20 protein-coding genes are annotated in these 18,350 nt (G+C 71.7%); 6 read left to right on the forward strand and 14 right to left on the reverse strand.

Annotated elements, in window-relative coordinates; genetic code table 11:
• Nucleotides 1-19 precede the first annotated feature (19 nt).
• The 3 genes from KJK29_RS08395 to KJK29_RS08405 all read right to left on the reverse strand — a co-directional run bounded on the left by KJK29_RS08395 (nucleotide 20) and on the right by KJK29_RS08405 (nucleotide 2,002).
• A complete protein-coding gene (locus tag KJK29_RS08395; RefSeq protein WP_215118086.1) occupies nucleotides 20-769 on the reverse strand; it encodes a DUF3710 domain-containing protein in 750 nt (249 codons plus the stop codon).
• Between the two features lies 1 nt (nucleotide 770).
• The gene (gene dut, locus KJK29_RS08400; RefSeq protein WP_215124205.1) at nucleotides 771-1,331 is read right to left on the reverse strand and encodes a dUTP diphosphatase; all 561 of its coding nucleotides are present in this window, start codon (nucleotides 1,329-1,331) and stop codon (nucleotides 771-773) included.
• A gap of 86 nt (nucleotides 1,332-1,417) precedes the next feature.
• Nucleotides 1,418-2,002: a PaaI family thioesterase gene (locus KJK29_RS08405; RefSeq protein ID WP_215118087.1), complete on the reverse strand. Its 585-nt coding sequence runs from the start codon at nucleotides 2,000-2,002 to the stop codon at nucleotides 1,418-1,420.
• 58 nt (nucleotides 2,003-2,060) lie between these two features.
• On the opposite strand from KJK29_RS08405, the gene KJK29_RS08410 reads away from it, so the two are divergent.
• Nucleotides 2,061-2,528: a DUF3093 domain-containing protein gene (locus KJK29_RS08410; RefSeq protein WP_215118088.1), complete on the forward strand. Its 468-nt coding sequence runs from the start codon at nucleotides 2,061-2,063 to the stop codon at nucleotides 2,526-2,528.
• Nucleotides 2,529-2,571: 43 nt separating this feature from the next.
• On the opposite strand, the gene KJK29_RS08415 is transcribed toward KJK29_RS08410, so the two are convergent.
• From KJK29_RS08415 to KJK29_RS08430, 4 genes are all read right to left on the reverse strand, one after another.
• Nucleotides 2,572-3,540: an EcsC family protein gene (locus KJK29_RS08415; RefSeq protein WP_215118089.1), complete on the reverse strand. Its 969-nt coding sequence runs from the start codon at nucleotides 3,538-3,540 to the stop codon at nucleotides 2,572-2,574.
• A gap of 13 nt (nucleotides 3,541-3,553) precedes the next feature.
• Nucleotides 3,554-3,850 carry a DUF4193 domain-containing protein gene (locus tag KJK29_RS08420; RefSeq protein WP_003993510.1) on the reverse strand — a complete coding sequence of 99 codons (297 nt, stop codon included), beginning with the start codon at nucleotides 3,848-3,850 and terminating at the stop codon, nucleotides 3,554-3,556.
• Nucleotides 3,851-4,256: 406 nt separating this feature from the next.
• Nucleotides 4,257-5,489 (reverse strand): sensor histidine kinase, encoded by a 1,233-nt coding sequence (locus tag KJK29_RS08425; protein ID WP_215118090.1) that lies wholly within the window; start codon nucleotides 5,487-5,489, stop codon nucleotides 4,257-4,259.
• 6 nt (nucleotides 5,490-5,495) lie between these two features.
• A complete protein-coding gene (locus tag KJK29_RS08430; RefSeq protein WP_016432179.1) occupies nucleotides 5,496-6,149 on the reverse strand; it encodes a response regulator transcription factor in 654 nt (217 codons plus the stop codon).
• Nucleotides 6,150-6,587: 438 nt separating this feature from the next.
• On the opposite strand from KJK29_RS08430, the gene KJK29_RS08435 reads away from it, so the two are divergent.
• Nucleotides 6,588-6,761, forward strand: coding sequence for a hypothetical protein (locus KJK29_RS08435; RefSeq protein ID WP_215118091.1), 174 nt, complete (start codon nucleotides 6,588-6,590; stop codon nucleotides 6,759-6,761).
• Nucleotides 6,762-6,882: 121 nt separating this feature from the next.
• Here the strand turns inward: KJK29_RS08435 and KJK29_RS08440 are convergent, their stop codons facing one another.
• Both KJK29_RS08440 and KJK29_RS08445 read right to left on the reverse strand, forming a co-directional pair.
• Nucleotides 6,883-7,698 (reverse strand): inositol monophosphatase family protein, encoded by an 816-nt coding sequence (locus KJK29_RS08440; RefSeq protein WP_215118092.1) that lies wholly within the window; start codon nucleotides 7,696-7,698, stop codon nucleotides 6,883-6,885.
• An 8-nt stretch (nucleotides 7,699-7,706) separates the two neighbouring features.
• A complete protein-coding gene (locus KJK29_RS08445; RefSeq protein ID WP_215118093.1) occupies nucleotides 7,707-8,834 on the reverse strand; it encodes a ferrochelatase in 1,128 nt (375 codons plus the stop codon).
• 170 nt (nucleotides 8,835-9,004) lie between these two features.
• On the opposite strand from KJK29_RS08445, the gene KJK29_RS08450 reads away from it, so the two are divergent.
• Together KJK29_RS08450 and KJK29_RS08455 are read left to right on the forward strand one after the other, a co-directional pair.
• Nucleotides 9,005-10,246 (forward strand): MFS transporter, encoded by a 1,242-nt coding sequence (locus KJK29_RS08450; RefSeq protein ID WP_215118094.1) that lies wholly within the window; start codon nucleotides 9,005-9,007, stop codon nucleotides 10,244-10,246.
• Complete coding sequence (locus KJK29_RS08455) at nucleotides 10,206-11,525, forward strand: D-arabinono-1,4-lactone oxidase (protein WP_215118095.1); 1,320 nt, start codon at nucleotides 10,206-10,208, stop codon at nucleotides 11,523-11,525. The genes KJK29_RS08450 and KJK29_RS08455 overlap by 41 nt, the downstream gene beginning before the upstream one ends.
• Here KJK29_RS08455 and KJK29_RS08460 read toward each other — a convergent pair.
• Complete coding sequence (locus KJK29_RS08460) at nucleotides 11,449-12,297, reverse strand: hypothetical protein (RefSeq protein WP_215118096.1); 849 nt, start codon at nucleotides 12,295-12,297, stop codon at nucleotides 11,449-11,451. The two genes, KJK29_RS08455 and KJK29_RS08460, sit on opposite strands and share 77 nt — an antisense overlap.
• Before the next feature lie 471 nt (nucleotides 12,298-12,768).
• Here KJK29_RS08460 and sepH point away from each other — a divergent pair, with 471 nt between their 5' ends.
• Complete coding sequence (sepH, locus tag KJK29_RS08465) at nucleotides 12,769-13,818, forward strand: septation protein SepH (RefSeq protein ID WP_215118097.1); 1,050 nt, start codon at nucleotides 12,769-12,771, stop codon at nucleotides 13,816-13,818.
• Between the two features lie 89 nt (nucleotides 13,819-13,907).
• Here the strand turns inward: sepH and KJK29_RS08470 are convergent, their stop codons facing one another.
• Nucleotides 13,908-14,756 (reverse strand): sulfurtransferase, encoded by an 849-nt coding sequence (locus tag KJK29_RS08470; protein WP_215118098.1) that lies wholly within the window; start codon nucleotides 14,754-14,756, stop codon nucleotides 13,908-13,910.
• Between the two features lie 252 nt (nucleotides 14,757-15,008).
• On the opposite strand from KJK29_RS08470, the gene KJK29_RS08475 reads away from it, so the two are divergent.
• On the forward strand, nucleotides 15,009-15,806 hold the full coding sequence (locus KJK29_RS08475; RefSeq protein ID WP_215118099.1) for a VOC family protein: 798 nt from the start codon (nucleotides 15,009-15,011) through the stop codon (nucleotides 15,804-15,806).
• A gap of 16 nt (nucleotides 15,807-15,822) precedes the next feature.
• Here the strand turns inward: KJK29_RS08475 and KJK29_RS08480 are convergent, their stop codons facing one another.
• The 3 genes from KJK29_RS08480 to KJK29_RS08490 are packed head-to-tail and all read right to left on the reverse strand — an operon-like array spanning nucleotide 15,823 to nucleotide 18,301.
• Nucleotides 15,823-16,473, reverse strand: coding sequence for a thymidine kinase (locus KJK29_RS08480; protein ID WP_215118100.1), 651 nt, complete (start codon nucleotides 16,471-16,473; stop codon nucleotides 15,823-15,825).
• A gap of 44 nt (nucleotides 16,474-16,517) precedes the next feature.
• Nucleotides 16,518-17,714, reverse strand: a complete 1,197-nt coding sequence (locus KJK29_RS08485; RefSeq protein WP_215118101.1) for an alkaline phosphatase family protein — start codon at nucleotides 17,712-17,714, stop codon at nucleotides 16,518-16,520.
• Nucleotides 17,714-18,301, reverse strand: coding sequence for a DUF5998 family protein (locus tag KJK29_RS08490; protein WP_184589709.1), 588 nt, complete (start codon nucleotides 18,299-18,301; stop codon nucleotides 17,714-17,716). Before KJK29_RS08490 ends, KJK29_RS08485 begins: the two co-directional genes overlap by 1 nt.
• Between the last annotated feature and the right edge of the window lie 49 nt (nucleotides 18,302-18,350).

Consider the following 18,350-nt stretch of genomic DNA (forward strand, 5'->3'; position numbering starts at 1 on the left):
CCTGCTGTCTCCAACCGCCTCAGCGGACCTCGGTGATCTCCGGTCCGCGCTGGAGCTGGCCCATTCCGCCGGCGAAGCGGGAGCCCTCCTCCTGCTGGACGCCCTCGGGGACCATCTGGGCGTCGTTCGGCAGCTTCAGGACGATCGGGTCGCGGGGCGCCATCGGGCCCTCGCCGCGGACCACGACCGTGTCCCGGAAGATCTGCTCGAGCAGCCCGGCCGCCTGCGGCTGCACCGCGCCCTGGCCCGAGATGACCCCGCGCAGGAACCACCGGGGTCCGTCGACGCCGATGAACCGTACGACCTGGAAGCCGCCGGTGCCGTCCGGCAGCTGTACCGGCACCTGGGCCCGCAGCTCCCAGCCCAGCGGACCCTCGACCTCGTCGACGATGCCGCCCTGCTGGGTGATGCCCGAGCCGATCTCCTCGCGCACCTCGCCCCAGATGCCCTCACGCTTGGGCGCGGCGAAGCCCTGGAGCTGCACGGCGCTGTCCCGCAGCACCACCGTCGCCGCGACGATCGCGTCGCCCGCGACCTCGACCCTGAGCTCCATGCCCTCGACGCCGGGCACGAACAGACCGCCCAGGTCGACCCGGCCCTCGGCCGGGTCATGGACCTCGGAGCTGTCCCAGGGCCCGTCGGGCCGAGGCGCCGGCTCGAGCCTCAGGCGCTCGCCCTCGTCCGCCTCACTGTCGACACCGTCGACGACCTGCTCGGTCTCGCCGGCCGCGTCTTCGGCGGCATCCCTATTCTTGCGACGTCCGAACACGTCACTGTCCTTCCCGGTCGGATACGACCGAAGCGTATCGATTCCCACCCGTCCGACCGCCCAGGGCGGCCTGACCGCTTGTGCCGCTCGTCCCGTCCACCGCCGCATGGCCTCCGGTGGACCCGAAGCCCCCCTCGGCCCGCGCCGAGTCGGGAAGTTTTGCCACCTCTTGGAAGCGAACCTTCTCGACCTGCTGGACTACCAGTTGGGCAATCCGGTCGAAGCGCTCGAACCGCACGGCCTCGCGCGGGTCGAGATTCACCACGATCACCTTGATCTCCCCACGGTACCCGGCATCAACCGTCCCCGGGGCATTCACCAGGGCGACGCCGCAGCGCGCGGCCAGACCGGATCGCGGGTGCACGAAGGCCGCGTACCCCTCCGGCAGCGCCACAGACACGCCCGTGGGCAGCACGGCCCGCTCGCCCGGCTCCAGTTGACACGCCTCGGTGGTGCGCAGATCGGCTCCCGCGTCACCGGGCTGCGCATACGACGGAAGGGGTACGTCCGGGTCGACGCGCCGGATCAGCACGTCCAGGGGCTGACGGCTCGCGGGGCTCATGGGAGTCATGGGGCTTTCCGGGCTCGCGGGGTCGGTGGAATCGGTGGGGCTGATGAGGCCGGCAGGGCTCACGGGGCCTTCCAGGCTCACGGATTCACCTCGAAGGCACGGGCGCGCCGGACCTGGTCCGGGTCGTTCATGGCCGCCTGGATCTCCTCCTGGCGGCCGTGGTCGACGAAGTGGTCGACCTTCACCTCGACGAAGAGCGCGTCGGCGCGCACGGCGACGGGCCCGTCGGGGCCTCCCACGCGTCCGGTCGCGGTCGAGTAGATCTTCCGCCCGGCCACCGCCGTCACCTCGGCCTGGAGGTGCAGCGTGGTGCCGACGGGCACGGGCCCGACGAAGTCGGTCTCCAGTCGCCCGGTCACGGCGATCGTGCGCAGCAGCCAGTTCAGCGAGCCGAGGGCCTCGTCCAGGGCGGTGGCGAGCACCCCGCCGTGCGCGAGGCCGGGGGCGCCCTGGTGGGCGGGCCGCACGGTGAACTCGGCGGTGAGTGACACGCCCTCGCCGGCCCGCGCCTCCAGGTGCAGCCCGTGCGGCTGGTCGCCACCGCAGCCGAAGCACTGGCCGTAGTGCGCGCCGAGGAGCTCACCGGGCGCCGGAGCGTCCGGATGCCGCACCGGTCGCACGGCGTCGGCCGGAGGCTGAAGAGCTGCGGATGTACGACTCACAGCCGGAGACCTTACCCGCGCGTCGGCCCGCCGCGGACACCGTGTCAAGCTTGGCTCCATGCAGCTCTCCGCCGCCCCGTACGAAGAACGCCTCACCGCCCCCCGGACCTGGTGGCTGATCTCGTTCCTCGTCGGCGTATCGATGGCCCTGCTCCTGCTGCCGTTCGGCACGCTGCCCATGCTCGGCGGCCTGGCCGGGGGCACCGCGGTCGCGGCCGTCGCCGCGAGTTCGTACGGCGCCGTCCGCATCCGTGTGGTGGGCGATTCGCTGATCGCGGGCGAGGCGAAGATCCCGCTGGCGGCGCTGGGCGACTCGGAGGTCCTGGACGCGGAGGAGGCGCGCGCCTGGCGCACGCACAAGGCCGACCCGCGCGCCTTTCTGCTGCTGCGCGCCTACATCCCCACGGCCCTGCGCGTGAAGGTCACGGACCCGGAGGACCCGACTCCGTACCTGTATCTGTCCACGCGCGAGCCGGAGCGTCTGGCGGAGGCGCTGAAGACCACGAAGCCGGGGAAGCCGGAGTAGGACATCCGATCGGGGCTTCACCCGACGGGCGGCCGGGAGGGCTTCAGCGCCCGTCGTGCTTGTCGTCGCCCTCGATGTCGTGCTTCGCGTCCTCGCGGCGGCCCAGAGGGTCGCTGGTGATCTCGCCCATCTCCAGGGCGTCCGCCGGACGTTCCAGTGCGGGAAGCGCCTCCAGGGCCTCCCAGGGCACCTGAATCCTGCGCAGGTCCTCGCGGATCCGGGCGGCGAGCTTTCTCGTCTCGCTGCGGTTCATGGCCGCCCCGACGGCTGCGCCCACCAGGAACGGGATCAGGTTCGGCATGCTGCGGACCATCCGCTTCATGATCCGCTGCCGCAGCTCCCGCTTCATGCGGCTGTTCAGCGCCACGCTCAGCGTCGACGGCTTGGTGGCGTCGATCCCGCGCTCCCCCGACCACGAGTCGAGATACGCGGTGCTGCGCTGCTTGAGGTTGCCGGGCGGTCGCGCGCCGTAGACCTCGTGGAGTTCGGCGATCAGCTTCAGCTCGATCGCGGCGACGCCGGTGACCTCGGCGGCCAGTTCCGTCGGCAGCGCGGGTGGTACGGGAAGCATCGCGGCCGCGCCGATGCCCGCTCCGACCGTCGCCGTCGCGCTCGCCGCGCCCGCCACGAGTTTGTCCGCGAGCTCTTCCGGTCCGAGGCCCGGGAACTGCCTGCGCAGCGTCGCCAGGTCCCGCACGGGGATCCGCGGTGAGAGTTCGATGATCCGGTCGGTGAGGTACGCGAGCCCCGCCCGGGCCCGGGCACCGCCCTTGCGGGCGCTCTCCCTGGCCTTCTCCCGGATCGCCCCCGCCCGCCGTCGGGCGACGGGCGCGGGGACGTCCGCGGACGCCGGGAGGTCACCCCGGTCCGCGACCGGTTCGAGCGAGGCCGCCCCCGTGCCGGCCCGGCCTCGCTCGTCGTCACGCACGCCGTACTGCGGGCCTTCCATCGGCCCTTCGTCCGCTTTCCGCTTGGAGAAGCGGCGCTTCCAGGGAGGGGTCGAGCCAGTCACGGCCGACCCCGCCTCAGTCGCAGTCGCGGCAGATCGGCTGGCCGTTCTTCTCCCGGGCCAGCTGGCTGCGGTGGTGCACCAGGAAGCAGCTCATGCACGTGAACTCGTCCTGCTGCTTCGGGAGCACCCGGACGGCCAGTTCCTCGTTCGAGAGATCGGCTCCGGGCAGCTCGAGGCCTTCGGCGGCCTCGAATTCGTCGACGTCCACTGCGGAAGCCGACTTGTCGTTCCGTCGAGCCTTCAGCTCTTCGAGGCTGTCCGAGTCAACGTCGTCGTCGGTCTTGCGTGGAGTGTCGTAATCGGTTGCCATGGTCGCTCTCCCCCTCTGGGTGTCTGCGGTGTCTCCAGCGCACGTAACGCGTGAGAGGCCGGACTTGTGCCCGACCTGAGGCGGAGATTTTGCCTCACATCAAGGTCTGTTACTCAATCGACACCCAACCGGACTCCTCACGAGTGATCGGCTTGGATGGCGATGGGGACCGTACACGGTCCGAATGCCGCACCTCAAAGGCGTCTCACCCTGTACTTCCCGTGATCAAGACCCCCGAAAACCGGGATTTTCCCGGCTTTCCGACAGGACTCATGATCACGGAGAGTAGATGGCCGGAAAGGCGCCCCTGTGATCGATCACACACGGGGTGCGCGAGGTGAGGCCTCAGAAATTCCGCGCAAAGCGAACATCCCCGTGCACCGCCGAGTTGATCGGCGACATGATCTCAGATGGGCAGCGTGACTCGCATCACGAGCCCACCTCCCTCCCGCGGCTGGGCGTAGATGTGCCCGCCGTGCGCCCGGGCCACGGACCGGACGATGGACAGGCCGAGGCCTACGCCCTTGTCGCTGCCCGTGCGCTCCGTGCGCAGCCGCCGGAACGGCTCGAAGAGGTTGTCGATCTCGTACGCCGGTACGACCGGGCCCGTGTTCGAGACGACCAGGATCGCCTGGCCGTGCTGGATCTCGGTGGTGACCTCGACCCAGCCGTCCTCGGCCACGTTGTAGCGCACGGCGTTCTGCACCAGGTTGAGCGCGATCCGCTCCAGCAGCACGCCGTTGCCCTGGACGACCGCGGGCTTCTGTTCGCCACGGATCCGCACGCCCTTGTCCTCGGCCTCGCCGTGCACCTGGTCGATCGCCTGCGAGGCGACCTCGGCGAGGTCCACCGGCCCCCGCTCCACGATCTGGTTGTCGCTGCGGGCGAGCAGCAGCAGGCCCTCGACGAGCTGCTCGCTGCGCTCGTTGGTGGCCAGCAGCGTTTTTCCGAGCTGCTGGAGCTCCACCGGCGCGCCCGGGTCGGACAGATGCACCTCCAGGAGCGTGCGGTTGATCGCCAGCGGCGTCCGCAGCTCGTGCGAGGCGTTGCCGACGAAGCGCTGCTGGGCGGTGAAGGCGCGCTGCAGCCGCTCCAGCATGTCGTCGAAGGTGTCCGCCAGCTCCTTCAGCTCGTCGTCCGGGCCGTCCAGCTCGATCCGGCGGGACAGGTCGGAGCCCGCCACCGTACGGGCGGTACGGGTGATGCGGCCCAGCGGCGACAGGACCCGGCCGGCCATCGCGTAGCCGAAGGCGAAGGCGATGACCGCCAGGCCCAGCAAGGCCAGGAGCGAGCGGCTGAGCAGGTTGTCCAGGGCGTGCTGGCGCTGGTCGTTGACGCAGCGGTTCATGGCCTCGTTGAACTCGCTGGGCGAGGCCTGGCCGGGCAGATTGCAGATGTCGCTGGTGACCTTGCCCTCGACGATCTTGAACGGCAGCTCGCTGCCCACGTTGAGCGCCTGCGCGGCCAGCAGGTAGATGATCGACAGCAGCAGGATGCCGGCGATCAGGAACATGCCGCCGTAGAGCAGCGTGAGCCGTATGCGGATGGTCGGGCGCAGCCACGGGATGGGCGGCGCGGGCCTTCTGGGGTCCCAGGTGGGCTTCGGGGGCGCCTGCGGGGGCGCGGGAGTCGCTGCCACGGGGGATCAGATCCGGTAGCCGGAGCCGGGGACGGTGACGATGACGGGCGGCTCGCCGAGCTTGCGGCGCAGGGTCATGACGGTCACCCGCACGACGTTCGTGAACGGGTCGGTGTTCTCGTCCCAGGCCTTCTCCAGCAGCTGCTCCGCCGAGACGACGGCGCCCTCGCTGCGCATCAGCACCTCGAGGACGGCGAACTCCTTGGGCGCGAGCTGGACCTCCTTGCCGTCGCGGAAGACCTCGCGGCGGTTGGGGTCGAGCTTGATGCCGGAGCGCTCCAGCACGGGCGGCAGGGGCACGCTGGTGCGCCGGCCGAGGGCCCGCACGCGCGCGATGAGCTCGCTGAACGCGAAGGGCTTGGGCAGATAGTCGTCGGCACCGATCTCCAGGCCCTCGACCCGGTCGCTGACATCGCCGGAGGCCGTGAGCATCAGCACGCGGGTGGGCATGCCGAGCTCGACGATCTTGCGGCAGACGTCGTCGCCGTGCACGAGCGGGAGGTCGCGGTCGAGGACGACCACGTCGTAGTCGTTGACGCCGATGCGCTCCAGGGCGGCCGCACCGTCGTACACGACGTCGACGGCCATGGCCTCCCGGCGCAGTCCGGTGGCCACCGCATCGGCGAGCAGTTGCTCGTCCTCGACGACGAGTACGCGCACGTCCCTAGTCCTTCCTCATGTCCACCCGCGCGGCGCTTCACGGGCGCATGCGGGCAGGGGTCTTCGACGGTCTGTTGGTGTGTTGCCCTCCATCCTGCCCTTTTCGGCCATAAGTCGGAGGTAAGGCGGGTGAGGGAGAGGTCGGGCCCGGGTGTGAGCGCGGGTGCGGGCGCGGGGAATAGGAGATTTTCTCCTCCGGTTAGGTTTCCACGGAAGAGAGCTTGGGGAGGACGGCTTTACATCCCACGATCACACTCTGCTGGTACCGCGCCACCATGCGGTGCGCATCAATCCGCTTTTCCGCAGAGCGGGCGTGGGTGTCCGGCACCGCCGCCGCCCAGCAGAGCGGCGCTGGGCATCCACCGGAGGCGTGATCGTCCCTTCCGAACGGCACACCCCCGTGCCGACGACCCACGACCCAGGACGAGGGGGCGCAGCATGGACGCATTCACCGCAGGACTTCTGCAGCGCATAAGGGCGACCGAGTCCGATCTGTCCCGGGCTCGAGACGAGGGCGACGACTTCCTCGTCGAAGTGGAGCAGGGCGAGCTCGACGACCTGCGCCGCCTCGCCGCCGAGCACGGTGTGGAGGTCAGCGCAGCGAGCGTCTGACTCAAGGCGTACGAAGCGGGCCCCGGCGAATCCAGCGCCGGGGCCCGCTTCGTCGTCGTACGGGCTCGTTCACCAGGTGTTCAGCCCGGCGTGGGCCGTCGTACGCCGGTCCGCGCCGCCCTCAGTCGTGCCACGCGCCGAAGTCCTCCAGGAGGCGCTGGAAGGGTTCGAAGACACCCGGGGTCCCCGCGACCGTCAGATCACCCGACGGGCGTTCTCCGGGGCGTCCACCGGTCAGGGCGCCCGCCTCCCGGGCGATGAGGTCACCCGCCGCCAGGTCCCAGGCGTGCAGACCGCGCTCGTAGTAGCCGTCGAGGCGTCCCGCGGCCAGGTCGCACAGGTCGACCGCGGCCGAGCCGCCGCGCCGGATGTCGCGCAGCAGCGGGATCAGCCGCTGGGCGACCTCGGCCTGGTGGGTGCGGACCTCGGTGACGTAGTTGAAGCCCGTCGAGACCAGCGCCTGGTCCAGGGGCGGCGCGGGGCGGCAGGCCAGCCGGCGCTCGCCGTCCCAGGCTCCCGTGGCCCAGGCGCCGCCGCCGCGCACGGCGTGGAACGTCTCGCCGCGCATCGGGGCCGTGACCACTCCGACGACGGTCTCGCCGTCCTGCTCGGCGGCGATGGAGACGGACCAGGTGGGCAGCCCGTACAGGTAGTTGACCGTGCCGTCGAGCGGGTCGACGACCCAGCGGATGCCGCTGGTGCCCTCCGTGGAGGCGCCCTCCTCGCCGAGGATGCCGTCGTCCGGGCGGCGCTCGGCGATCAGGCCGGTGATCAGCTTCTCGGCCGCGATGTCCATCTCCGTGACGACGTCGATGGGGCTGGACTTGGTCGCGGCGACCGCCAGGTCGGCCGGGCGCCCGTCCCGCAGCAGGGCGCCGGCGCGGCGGGCGGCCTCCTGGGCGAGGTCGAGCAGGTCCGAGTGCAGGGGGTCGGTCACAAGGCTCCTCACGCGTAGGTGCTGTCGGCGCCCGCCGCGGCGGGCCGGGGGGCGCGGGCCGGGCAGCAGCCGACCGGGCAGAGGTCGTGGCTCGCCCCGAGGGCGCCGAGGGCGCACGGGGTGACCTCCTGCCCGCGCTCGGCGGCGGCCCGCTCCACGATGAGTTCGCGGACGGCGGCGGCGAACCGGGGGTCGGCACCGACGGTGGCCGAGCGGCGCATCGGCAGCCCCAGCTCCTCGGCCTTCGCCCTCGCCTCCGTGTCGAGGTCGTACAGGACCTCCATGTGGTCGGAGACGAACCCGATGGGCGCGATCACGACGGCCGGGACACCGGCCGCGTGCCGCTCCTCCAGGTGGTCGCAGATGTCGGGCTCCAGCCACGGGATGTGCGGGGCGCCGGACCGCGACTGGTAGACGAGCTGCCAGGGGTGGTCGACGCCGGTGCGCTCCCGGACGGCGTCCGCGATCAGCTTCGCCGCGTCCAGGTGCTGCCGGACGTAGGCGCCGCCGTCGCCGTGGTCCCGGGCGGGCCCGGAGGTGTCGGCGGAGGCCGTCGGGATCGAGTGGGTCGAGAAGGCGAGGTGCGCCCCGTCCCGGACGTCCTCGTCGAGCTCGGCGAGAGAGCGGAGCACCCCGTCGATCATGGGCTCCAGGAAGCCCGGGTGGTTGAAGTAGTGCCGCAGCTTGTCGACCCGGGGCAGCTCCAGGCCCTCGCTCTCCAGGGCCGCGAGTGCGTCGGCGAGGTTCTCGCGGTACTGGCGGCAGCCCGAGTAGGAGGCGTAGGCGCTGGTGGCGAGGACCAGGACGCGGCGGCGCCCGTCGCGGACCATCTCGCGCAGGGTGTCCGTCAGGTACGGCGCCCAGTTGCGGTTGCCCCAGTAGACCGGCAGGTCGAGGCCGTGGTCGGCGAAGTCCTTGCGCAGGGCGTCCAGCAGGGCGCGGTTCTGGTCGTTGATGGGGCTGACCCCGCCGAACAGGAAGTAGTGCTGCCCGACTTCCTTGAGGCGTTCCTTGGGGATGCCACGCCCGCGCGTCACGTTCTCCAGGAACGGGACCACGTCGTCCGGGCCTTCCGGGCCGCCGAAGGAGAGCAGCAGCAGGGCGTCGTAGGGGGTGACATCGCGCGCGTCTGGCATGAGTCGATCCTGCCACCCTGCACTGACACCCGGGAAACGGCGGGGTGACACCCGCGCGGCAGCCGGGCCGGGACGGATCCGGGGCTGAGTCCGCCCGGGTGGAACGATCCGCTCCGGGCGTAAGCTGTGTCGACTGCGTTCGCAGCTTACTGAGCCCTTCGGAGAACCCGTTGCCCAGCCCTTACCGCGCTCTGTTCGCAGCCCCAGGCTCCAAGGGTTTCTCCGCCGCGGGCTTCCTCGGTCGCATCCCGGTGTCGATGATGGGCATCGGCGTGGTCACGATGATCTCGCAGCTCACCGGGCGCTACGGGCTGGCCGGCGCGCTTTCGGCGACCATCGCGCTCTCCGCCGCGGTGGCCGGGCCGCAGGTCTCCCGGCTGGTCGATCAGTACGGACAGCGGCGGGTGCTGCGCCCGGCGACCCTGATCTCGCTGGCCGCCGCGACCGTGCTGCTGTTCGCCGCGCACTACGGGTGGCCGGACTGGGTGCTGTTCGTGGCCTGCGCCGGCATCGGCTGCGTGCCGAGCGTCGGCGCGATGATCCGGGCCCGCTGGGCGGCCCTGTACCGGGGCACGCCGCACCTGCACACGGCGTACTCCTTCGAGTCCGTGGTGGACGAGGTGTGCTTCGTCTTCGGGCCGATCATCTCCATCGGCCTGTCCACGGCCTGGTTCCCGGAGGCCGGTCCGCTGCTCGCCGCCTGCTTCCTGGCGGCCGGCGTCTTCTGGCTGACCGCGCAGCGCGCCACCGAGCCCGAGCCTCACCCGCGCGAGCGGCACGGCGGCGGCGGTTCGGCGATCCGCGCGGGGGGTCTTCAGGTCCTGGTGGCCACGTTCGTGGCGACCGGGGCGATCTTCGGGTCGGTCGACGTGGTCACCGTGGCCTTCGCCGACGAGGAGGGACACAAGGCCGCCGCGAGCATCGTCCTCGCGCTGTACGCGGCGGGTTCCTGCCTGGCGGGCATGATCTTCGGGCTGCTGCACTTCGCCGGGGCGCCGGAACGTCGGTGGTTGCTGGGCGTGTGCGCCATGGCCGTGAGTATGATCCCCCTCCTACTGGTCGGAAACTTGCCGTTTCTGGCCGTGGCGCTGTTCGTTGCGGGTCTGTCCGTCGCTCCGACGATGGTCACGACGATGTCCCTCATCGAAGAGCACGTACCACGTGCGCAGCTCACCGAGGGCATGACCTGGGTGAGCACCGGGCTCGCGGTGGGAGTCGCACTCGGCTCCTCCGCGGCCGGCTGGGTGATCGACGCGGCCGGGGCACGTGCCGGGTACGGGGTTCCGGTGGTGGCCGGAGCCGTCGCGGTCGCGGTGGGTTTCCTGGGATTCCGCCGGCTCAAGCGGCCGGCTCCGGGTCGGGGAGGCTCCGTTGAGCAGCACAGCGAACGGAAAGAACGGCACGTGGCGTAACTGGGGCGGCAACGTCTCCGCGCGTCCCGCGCGGCAGGTCACCCCGGCATCCGTCGACGAGCTGGCCGCCGCCGTGCGGCAGGCCGCCGAGGACGGACTGAGGGTGAAGGCCGTCGGCACGGGACATTCCTTCACGTCCATAGCCGCGACGGACGGCGTATTGATCCGCCCTCAACTGTTGACCGGCATACGCGGTATTGATCGCGATGCCATGACGGTCACGGTGGAGGCGGGCACCCCGCTCAAGAGGCTCAACATGGCCCTCGCGCGTGAGGGCCTGTCGCTCACCAACATGGGCGACATCATGGAGCAGACCGTCTCCGGCGCCACGAGCACGGGCACGCACGGCACGGGCCGCGACTCCGCCTCGATCGCCGCCCAGATCCGGGGACTGGAACTGGTCACCGCGGACGGCTCGGTCCTCAGCTGCTCCGAGAAGGAGAACCCGGAGGTCTTCGCGGCGGCCCGTATCGGCCTCGGGGCGCTGGGCATCGTCACCGCGATCACGTTCGCCGTCGAGCCGGTCTTCCTGCTCACGGCCCGCGAGGAACCGATGCCGTTCGACAGGGTCCTCGCCGACTTCGAGGAACTCTGGGCCGAGAACGAGCACTTCGAGTTCTACTGGTTCCCGCACACCGGCAGCACCAACACCAAGCGCAACAACCGCAGCGCGGGCCCGGAGAAGCCCGTGCCGCAGCTCCAGGGCTGGTTCGAGGACGAGTTCCTCTCCAACGGCGTCTTCCAGGTGGCCAACTGGGTCGGCCGCGCGGTGCCCGCCACGATCCCCGCGATCGCGCAGATCTCCAGCAAGGCGCTGTCCGCGCGGAGCTACACCGACATCCCTTACAAGGTCTTCACGTCTCCGCGCCGGGTGCGCTTCGTGGAGATGGAGTACGCCGTACAGCGCGCGGCCGTCGCGGACGCGCTGCGCGAGCTGAAGGCCATGGTCGACCGCTCGGGCCTGAGGGTCAGCTTCCCCGTCGAGGTGCGCACCGCTCCCGCCGACGACATCACGCTGTCCACCGCCTCGGGCCGCGACACCGCGTACATCGCCGTCCATATGTTCCAGGGCACGCCCTACCAGCGGTACTTCACCGCGGCCGAGCGCATCCTCACCGCCCACGAGGGCCGTCCGCACTGGGGCAAGGTCCACACCAGGGACGCCGAGTACTTCTCCCGGGTGTATCCGCGCTTCGGCGAGTTCACGGAGCTGCGGGACCGTCTCGACCCTGATCGGCGGTTCCAGAACGACTACTTGCGGCGGGTTCTGGGGGCGTAGGCGACGCGCTGGGGGTGGTGCTCCCGGGGTCCGCACTCCCCTCGTCGCTCGGCGTGGGCGCCGGGTCGGTCGCCGTGCCGGTGTCCTCGCCGGGCGAGGGCGATGTGCCCCCTCCCCTCGATGTGCCGGTGCCCTCGCCCGTGCCGGACGGGCTGGGCGTCGCGGTGTCGGCGCCGGACTCGGAGCCCCCTGACTCGGAGCCACCTGAGTCGGTGCCGCCGGAGTCGTCGGCGGTCCCGGGGTCCCTCGAACCGCGGCCGCCCGAACCCCCGGAGCCCGAAGAGGTGTTTCCGGTCAGGGCGTCGCCGACGGTCGTGCTGCGTCCGCCGCTGAGGTTGTGGCCCGAGGCCAGCTCGTAGGTGGTGATTCCGGCCATCGTGACGCCGAAGACCACGGCCGCCGCGAGCACCGGCCGCTTCCAGCCCCTGGCCCGGGCGCGGTAGACGGTGCCCTCGGTGAACTCGCCGGGCGCCGGAGGCGCCTGTCCCGCGGGCCCGGCCGCCGGCCTGGCGGGCCCGGTCGCGGCGCCGCGGATCTGCTCGCCGGTCTGCTTGAAGAAGTGCTGGAAGAGGGAGCCGCCACAGGTGGCGACGACACTGACGACGCCGGCGCCGAGGATCGTCCCGTACACCCCGAAGTAGGACGCCAGTTTGGCGGCCAGGACCGCCGCGAGGGCGCCGCCCGCGACCTGCGGCATGTTCAGGTCGATCCGCCGCCGCCCCTCCGGCTCCGGATCGCTCGCTCCACCGACACCATCGGACCTTTCACGCATCCCCGGATCTTGCCTGCCCTTCCCGTACATGGTCGTTCAACTGCACAAGAAGGGGACGGCCGACCGAAACTGATAGTTCCGTTTCTGGTGATTACGTGAACTTCCCCACGTTCAAGATCACGAATCGGGGGCACGGGGCGACCAAGTCCCCCCTCTTGTCAGAAGTTGGGCGGCGTGCCAATCCACGCACGTGGCCCAAATGGAGTACTGTGGCGAGCCCTGGGTCCGGTCTCCCACCAGGGTGTACGGGGCCTTTAAGGACCGCCGGGAGGGGGCTAGTTGCACAGGGTGACAGAGTTCGTCACTTAGCGTTGCGAATAGGTAACCGTGCCATAACGGCGATCCAGGGCCCGTGCCCGACACGCCGGGCAACTCGGCAAGGTTGTGGCAGGCTGCACCCGGGCAGGCCACACTCGACTAGCGGAAGCAGCGACGCACGTGACGTCGGCAGGCACCACCCGGGAGGTCCCCATGCCCGAACTGCGTGTCGTGGCCGTCTCGAATGACGGCACACGGCTGGTGCTGAAGGCTGCGGACAGCACGGAGTACACGCTTCCGATCGACGAACGGCTCCGCGCCGCCGTGCGCGGCGACCGTCCCCGCCTCGGCCAGATCGAGATCGAGGTGGAGAGCCATCTCCGCCCCCGCGACATCCAGGCGCGTATACGAGCCGGCGCGACCGCGGAAGAGGTCGCGCAAATGGCAGGCATCCCCGTCGACCGGGTGCGCCGCTTCGAGGGCCCGGTGCTCGCCGAGCGTGCGTTCATGGCCGAGCGGGCCCGCAAGACCCCGGTCCGCCGCCCCGGCGAGAACTCCGGCCCGCCGCTGGGCGAGGCCGTGCAGGAGCGGCTGATGGTGCGCGGTGTCGACAAGGACACCGTCCAGTGGGACTCGTGGCGTCGTGACGACGGCACGTGGGAGGTTCTGCTGGTCTACCGCGTCGCGAGCGAGCCGCACTCGGCGAGCTGGACCTACGACCCGCCCCGGCGGCTCGTCCAGGCCGTCGACGACGAGGCACGCATGCTCATCGGCGAGACCGACGACCTGGCCGCGCCCGAGCCCAGCTTCCCGTTCGTCCCGCGGATCGCCCGGCTGCCGCGCGACCGGCCGCTGGACCGGCCCGTCGAGCGCGAGCGGCCCGCCCTGCCCGCGCAGGCGTCCGAACCGCTCGAGGAGAGCACGACCGCGACGGGCGAGCGGGACTCGCTGACCAGCCTGCTGGAGGCGGTGCCGAGCTTCCGCGGCGATCTGGTGGTGCCGGAGCGCCCGGTAGCGGAGCCCGAGGACGAGGAGCCCCTCGTCGTCGAGCCCGAGGAGGAGGAGCCCCCGGCCCCCGCCGCCTCGGCCGGCTCCGCGTACGCGGACGTCCTCATGCCGCGCTCCGTCGGCAGCCACCGCGACCGGCTCATCGGCTCCACCGACCGCCAGGCCGAGGCCGACGGCGTCCGTCCGGGTCGCAGAGCCGCCGTCCCGAGCTGGGACGAGATCGTGTTCGGGACGCGCCGCAAGAAGCAGGAATAGCGGGGAGCAGCCGGAACACACGGCGTTGACGCCGACCGTACGGCCATGAGGGCCGCGCCTTCCGGGCGCGGCCCTCTGTGCACGCCGGGCTACTGGGGATCCGGCCCCACCGCGACCGGCCGGTCCGGGTCCGAGGACCACTCCGACCACGACCCCACATACAGCTCCGCCGGAATCCCCGCGACCGCCAGCGCCAGGACCTCATGGGCCGCGGACACGCCCGAGCCGCAGTACACGCCGACCCGTGAACCCTCGGACACCCCGAGCCCCTTGAAGCGCTCCCGCAGCTCCTGGGCGGGGAGGTAGCGCCCGTCCGCCCCCACGTTCTCGGTGGTGGGCGCCGACAGCGCGCCCGGAATGTGCCCGGCCACCGGGTCGATCGGCTCCACCTCTCCCCGGTACCGCTCCCCCGCCCGCGCGTCCAGCAGCACCCCGGACCGCGCCAACTCCGCGGCGGCGTCGGCGTCGAGCAGCCCCGCCCCGGGCTCGGGCACGAAGTCGCCCTCCGCGGGGGCGGGCACGGACTTCTCCAACGCCCCCTCCCAGGACGGCAACCCGCCGTCGAGGACCCGCACGTCCGGGTGACCCGTCCAGCGCAGCATCCACCACGCCCGGGCGGCCGCCCAGCCCTGTCCGCCGTCGTAGACGACGACCGGCGTTCCGGACGACACGCCCGCCCGGCGCATCGCGGCGCCGAAGTGCTCGAGGCCGGGCAGTGGATGCCGGCCGCCCTTGCCCGGCGCGGAGGCCAACTCCCGGTCCAGGTCGACGAAGACGGCCCCGGGCAGGTGCCCCCTCTCGTAGTCGGCCCGGCCGTCGTACGGCGGCTCACCCGCTGCCCTGGCCGCGGTGAGCTGCCAGCGGACGTCGAGCAGGACCGGCGGGCCCGCGCCCATCAGATCGTTCGCGAGGTCGGATGCGGAGATGATGGCGTTCATGGCCCCATCCTCGCGCACGGGGGTGGCCGAGCCGTCCGTGTCCGGCTACTCTGCTCGGCCGGACCGGGACGATCACGTGGCGTACGGGGACGAGCACATGCTGTACAGCTGAACGACACGTGCTGACAAGCGCGCCGCCGGGGAAAGCGCCCCTCACATCGGGCATTCTCCCGGACACGGCTCGCCCCACAGGGCGGGCCCCACGAGGGCTGCGGAGAGCACGGCCACCGCGAGGCCGAGAAGAGAGTGACGATGACCGACGCACGGGAGTCCACCGGCCCGACCGGCGAAGCGCCCGCTCGGCACACACCCGGCACACCCTGCTGGGTGAGCCTGATGGTGCACGGGCTGGCCGCGACCGAGGAGTTCTACGGGGCTCTGTTCGGCTGGGAGTTCCGGCCGGGCCCCCAGCAACTCGGCCCGTATGTGCGGGCGCTGCTGGACGGGCGTGAGGTCGCGGGCCTCGGCCGGCTTCCGCCCGACCGTCAGCTGCCCATCGCGTGGACCCCCTACTTCGCCTCCCGGAACGCGGACTTGACGGCCGGCATGGTGCGCAGCCGCGGCGGCACGATCGGGGTCGGCCCGCTGGATGCCTCCGACGCCGGCCGCCTCGCGATCGGCTCCGACCCCGCTGGCGCGGTCTTCGGCGTCTGGCAGGCCGCCGCGCACCTCGGCACGGCGGTCTCGGGCGTCCCCGGGACGCCCGTCTGGAACGAGCTGCTGACCTTCGAGTCGGCGAGCGTCGCCAAGTTCTACCAGACGGTGTTCGGCTACGAGGAGGAGCCGGTGGTCTCCGCCGACTTCGACTACGTGACCCTGCTCCGGGACGGCGAGCCCGTCGCCGGCATCCACGGCCTGGGGCAGGCCCTGCCCCGCGACCGGGGGCCGCACTGGGTGACGTACTTCCAGGTCGCCGACGTCGACGACACGCTGGACCATCTCGTCCATCTGGGCGGGCACGTCCTCAAGCCGGCCCATGACACCGCACACGGCCGGGTGGCGACGGTGGCGGATCCGGAGGGGGCGCGGTTCGCCGTGCTGCAGCGCTGACGTACCGCCGGGGCGGTCAGGCCGAGGACATCGGCAGCACGTCCGGGGACAGGGCCGCCGCGTGGGCCGTCGCGGCGGTCATCCGGCGGCGGTGGTGGCGGCGGCACAGGACCTCGTAGCCGACCTCGTCGGCGGAGTGGGTGACGTCGCCGACGACCACCTGGGCGCCCTCGACGACCATGGCCCCGCCTATGGTGCGGGCGTTGTGCGTGGCGCGGGCGCCGCACCAGCACAGGGCCTCGACCTGGAGCACCTCGACCCGGTCGGCCAGTTCCACCAGCCGCTGGGAGCCGGGGAACAGCTTGGAGCGGAAGTCCGTCGTAATACCGAAGGCGTAGACGTCGAGGCTCAGGTCGTCGACCACGCGCGCGAGTTGGTCGATCTGCTCCGGCGCGAGGAACTGCGCCTCGTCGGCGATCACATAGTCCGCGCGGCCGCCCTGCGAGAGGTGGTCGACGAGGTAGGCATAGAGGTCCTGCCCGTCCCCGACCTCCACCGCGTCCGTGACGAGGCCGAGGCGCGAGGACAGCTTGCCCTCGCCGGCGCGGTCGTCGCGCGAGAAGATCATGCCCGCGAGGCCGCGCGCCGAGCGGTTGTGCTCGATCTGGAGAGCCAGGGTCGACTTCCCGCAGTCCATCGTTCCGGAGAAGAACACCAGCTCGGGCATGGGAAGGTGAGCACCTTTCGGTGAAGCGGGGATGTGGCGGGACGTCAGGAGCGTACTTCGAGCAGGGGGACCAGCTGCTCGGCAGGGGTCATCGAACCGTGGTTGCCGACCATCGCCGACTCGTTCGGCTCCCGCTCGGAGGCGATGATCAGGACATCGTCCCGGGCGGCGGCGACCACGTCGCCGATGCGGCCGTACACGCGCTCGTCGATCCGCGGGCCGAACCAGCCCGCCGCGATGGCCTCGTCGCGTGAGGCGACCCAGAACTGCTCGCCGAGCACCTCGCGCCAGCAGGTCAGGACGTCGTTGGCGGCACCGGGTACCGCGTAGACATGCCGGGCGCGGCCCTCGCCGCCGAGCAGGGCGACTCCGGCGCTCAGCTCCCAGTCCTCGTCGAAGTCGATGCGGTGCTGCTCGTCGAAGGGCACGTCGATCATGCCGTGGTCGGCGGTGACGTAGAGGGCGCTGCGGGGCGGCAGTTGCTCGGCGAGGCGCTGGACCAGGCGGTCGGCGTACATGAGCTGGCCGCGCCAGGCGTCGGAGTCGACGCCGAAGCGGTGGCCGGCGCCGTCGACCTCGGCGAAGTACGTGTAGACCAGGGAGCGGTCACCGGCGGCCAGTTGCTCGGCCGCCAGGTCGACGCGGTCCTCGCCGGGCAGCCGCCCGAGGAACCGTCCGCCGCTGAGCGCGACCTTGGTCAGCGGGGTGTTCTCGAAGGTCGGGGACGACACCTGCGCGGCGTGCACACCCGCCTCGTGCGCCAACTGGAAGACCGTCGGGTAGGGCTGCCAGGGGCCGGGCGGGGCCCACGGCTGCCAGCGGAGCTGGTTCATCAGCTCGCCGGTGTCCGGGTTGCGCACGGTGTAGCCGGGCAGGCCGTGCGCGCCGGGCGGCAGGCCGGTGCCGACGGAGGCGAGGGAGGTCGCGGTGGTCGCCGGGTAGCCGGCGGTGAGCGGGCGCCCGGTGCCGCCGCGCGAGGTGGCGAGCAGGGACGTCATGAACGGGGCGTCCTCGGGGTGCGCCCTGAGCTGCTCCCAGCCGAGGCCGTCGATCAGGAACACGCAGTTCCGGTCGGCGGGGGTCAGCTCGGAGATCGCGGCGTTCATCCCCGGCACGTCGAGGCCGGCGGCCAGGGTGGGCAGCAGGTCGGCGAGGGAGCCGCTGCCGTACTCGGGGACCGGCGCGGAGGAGACGGCGAGCGGTTCGGGGTGGTGGTCCCAGACCGTGTCGGGCTGTGCCATCAGCGGGTGGTGTCCGCGGTCGCCTCGGAGAGGGCCTGCGCGAAGGCGAGTGCCTGGCGCACGGTCTCCGGTCCGTCCCCGGCCTCGCTGACGCGCAGGCTGAGGTCGTCCGCCGTCGAGTTGCCGGTGTAGCCGTGGTCCGCCTCGCAGTTGGGATCGCCGCAGGCGGCCGGCTCCAGGTCGATGCGGGAGACGGCGCCCCAGCCGATGGTGAGGACGACCTCGCGGGGCAGGGTGCCCGGCTTGTACGACTCGGGGTTGGCGACGACCCGGCTGACCACGATCGACGAGATGCGGCCGATCTTCACGGACTCCGTCGACGTCGTGGCGTACGGCGTCGGGGAGGTGCTGTCGGCGGCCTGCTCGTCGGTGTGGCTGACGATGAAGCGGTTGTCGGTGAGGACGAGCACCGTCACGTGCCGCCGCACCTCGTTCTGGTCGAACGTCGTTTCCTGGTGGACCAGGTACGACCGCATGGGCTCGCCGCCCACGGCGGCCTCCACCGCCTCGGCCACGAGGGCCGGGTAGTAGCCGCTGCGCTCGATCGCCGCCCGCAGCCCCTGGGTCGTCGTACTGGTCTTGGCCATGACGCCCATCCTACGGGGGCCCACTGACTGCGAGGCACAGCTCGCCCCC

Origin of the sequence: Streptomyces koelreuteriae, assembly GCF_018604545.1 — a bacterium.
GTDB classification, from domain to species: Bacteria; Actinomycetota; Actinomycetes; order Streptomycetales; family Streptomycetaceae; genus Streptomyces; species Streptomyces koelreuteriae.

What these genes read in the sequence shown, in the direction of transcription:
- dut (WP_215124205.1), bottom strand. Translation starts at nt 1,331, where the DNA reads ATGAGCCCCGCGAGCCGTCAGCCCCTGGACGTGCTGATCCGGCGCGTC.
- KJK29_RS08410 (WP_215118088.1), top strand. Translation starts at nt 2,061, where the DNA reads ATGCAGCTCTCCGCCGCCCCGTACGAAGAACGCCTCACCGCCCCCCGG.
- KJK29_RS08420 (WP_003993510.1), bottom strand. Translation starts at nt 3,850, where the DNA reads ATGGCAACCGATTACGACACTCCACGCAAGACCGACGACGACGTTGAC.
- KJK29_RS08435 (WP_215118091.1), top strand. Translation starts at nt 6,588, where the DNA reads ATGGACGCATTCACCGCAGGACTTCTGCAGCGCATAAGGGCGACCGAG.
- KJK29_RS08445 (WP_215118093.1), bottom strand. Translation starts at nt 8,834, where the DNA reads ATGCCAGACGCGCGCGATGTCACCCCCTACGACGCCCTGCTGCTGCTC.
- KJK29_RS08460 (WP_215118096.1), bottom strand. Translation starts at nt 12,297, where the DNA reads ATGCGTGAAAGGTCCGATGGTGTCGGTGGAGCGAGCGATCCGGAGCCG.
- sepH (WP_215118097.1), top strand. Translation starts at nt 12,769, where the DNA reads ATGCCCGAACTGCGTGTCGTGGCCGTCTCGAATGACGGCACACGGCTG.
- KJK29_RS08470 (WP_215118098.1), bottom strand. Translation starts at nt 14,756, where the DNA reads ATGAACGCCATCATCTCCGCATCCGACCTCGCGAACGATCTGATGGGC.
- KJK29_RS08475 (WP_215118099.1), top strand. Translation starts at nt 15,009, where the DNA reads ATGACCGACGCACGGGAGTCCACCGGCCCGACCGGCGAAGCGCCCGCT.
- KJK29_RS08480 (WP_215118100.1), bottom strand. Translation starts at nt 16,473, where the DNA reads ATGCCCGAGCTGGTGTTCTTCTCCGGAACGATGGACTGCGGGAAGTCG.
- KJK29_RS08485 (WP_215118101.1), bottom strand. Translation starts at nt 17,714, where the DNA reads ATGGCACAGCCCGACACGGTCTGGGACCACCACCCCGAACCGCTCGCC.
- KJK29_RS08490 (WP_184589709.1), bottom strand. Translation starts at nt 18,301, where the DNA reads ATGGCCAAGACCAGTACGACGACCCAGGGGCTGCGGGCGGCGATCGAG.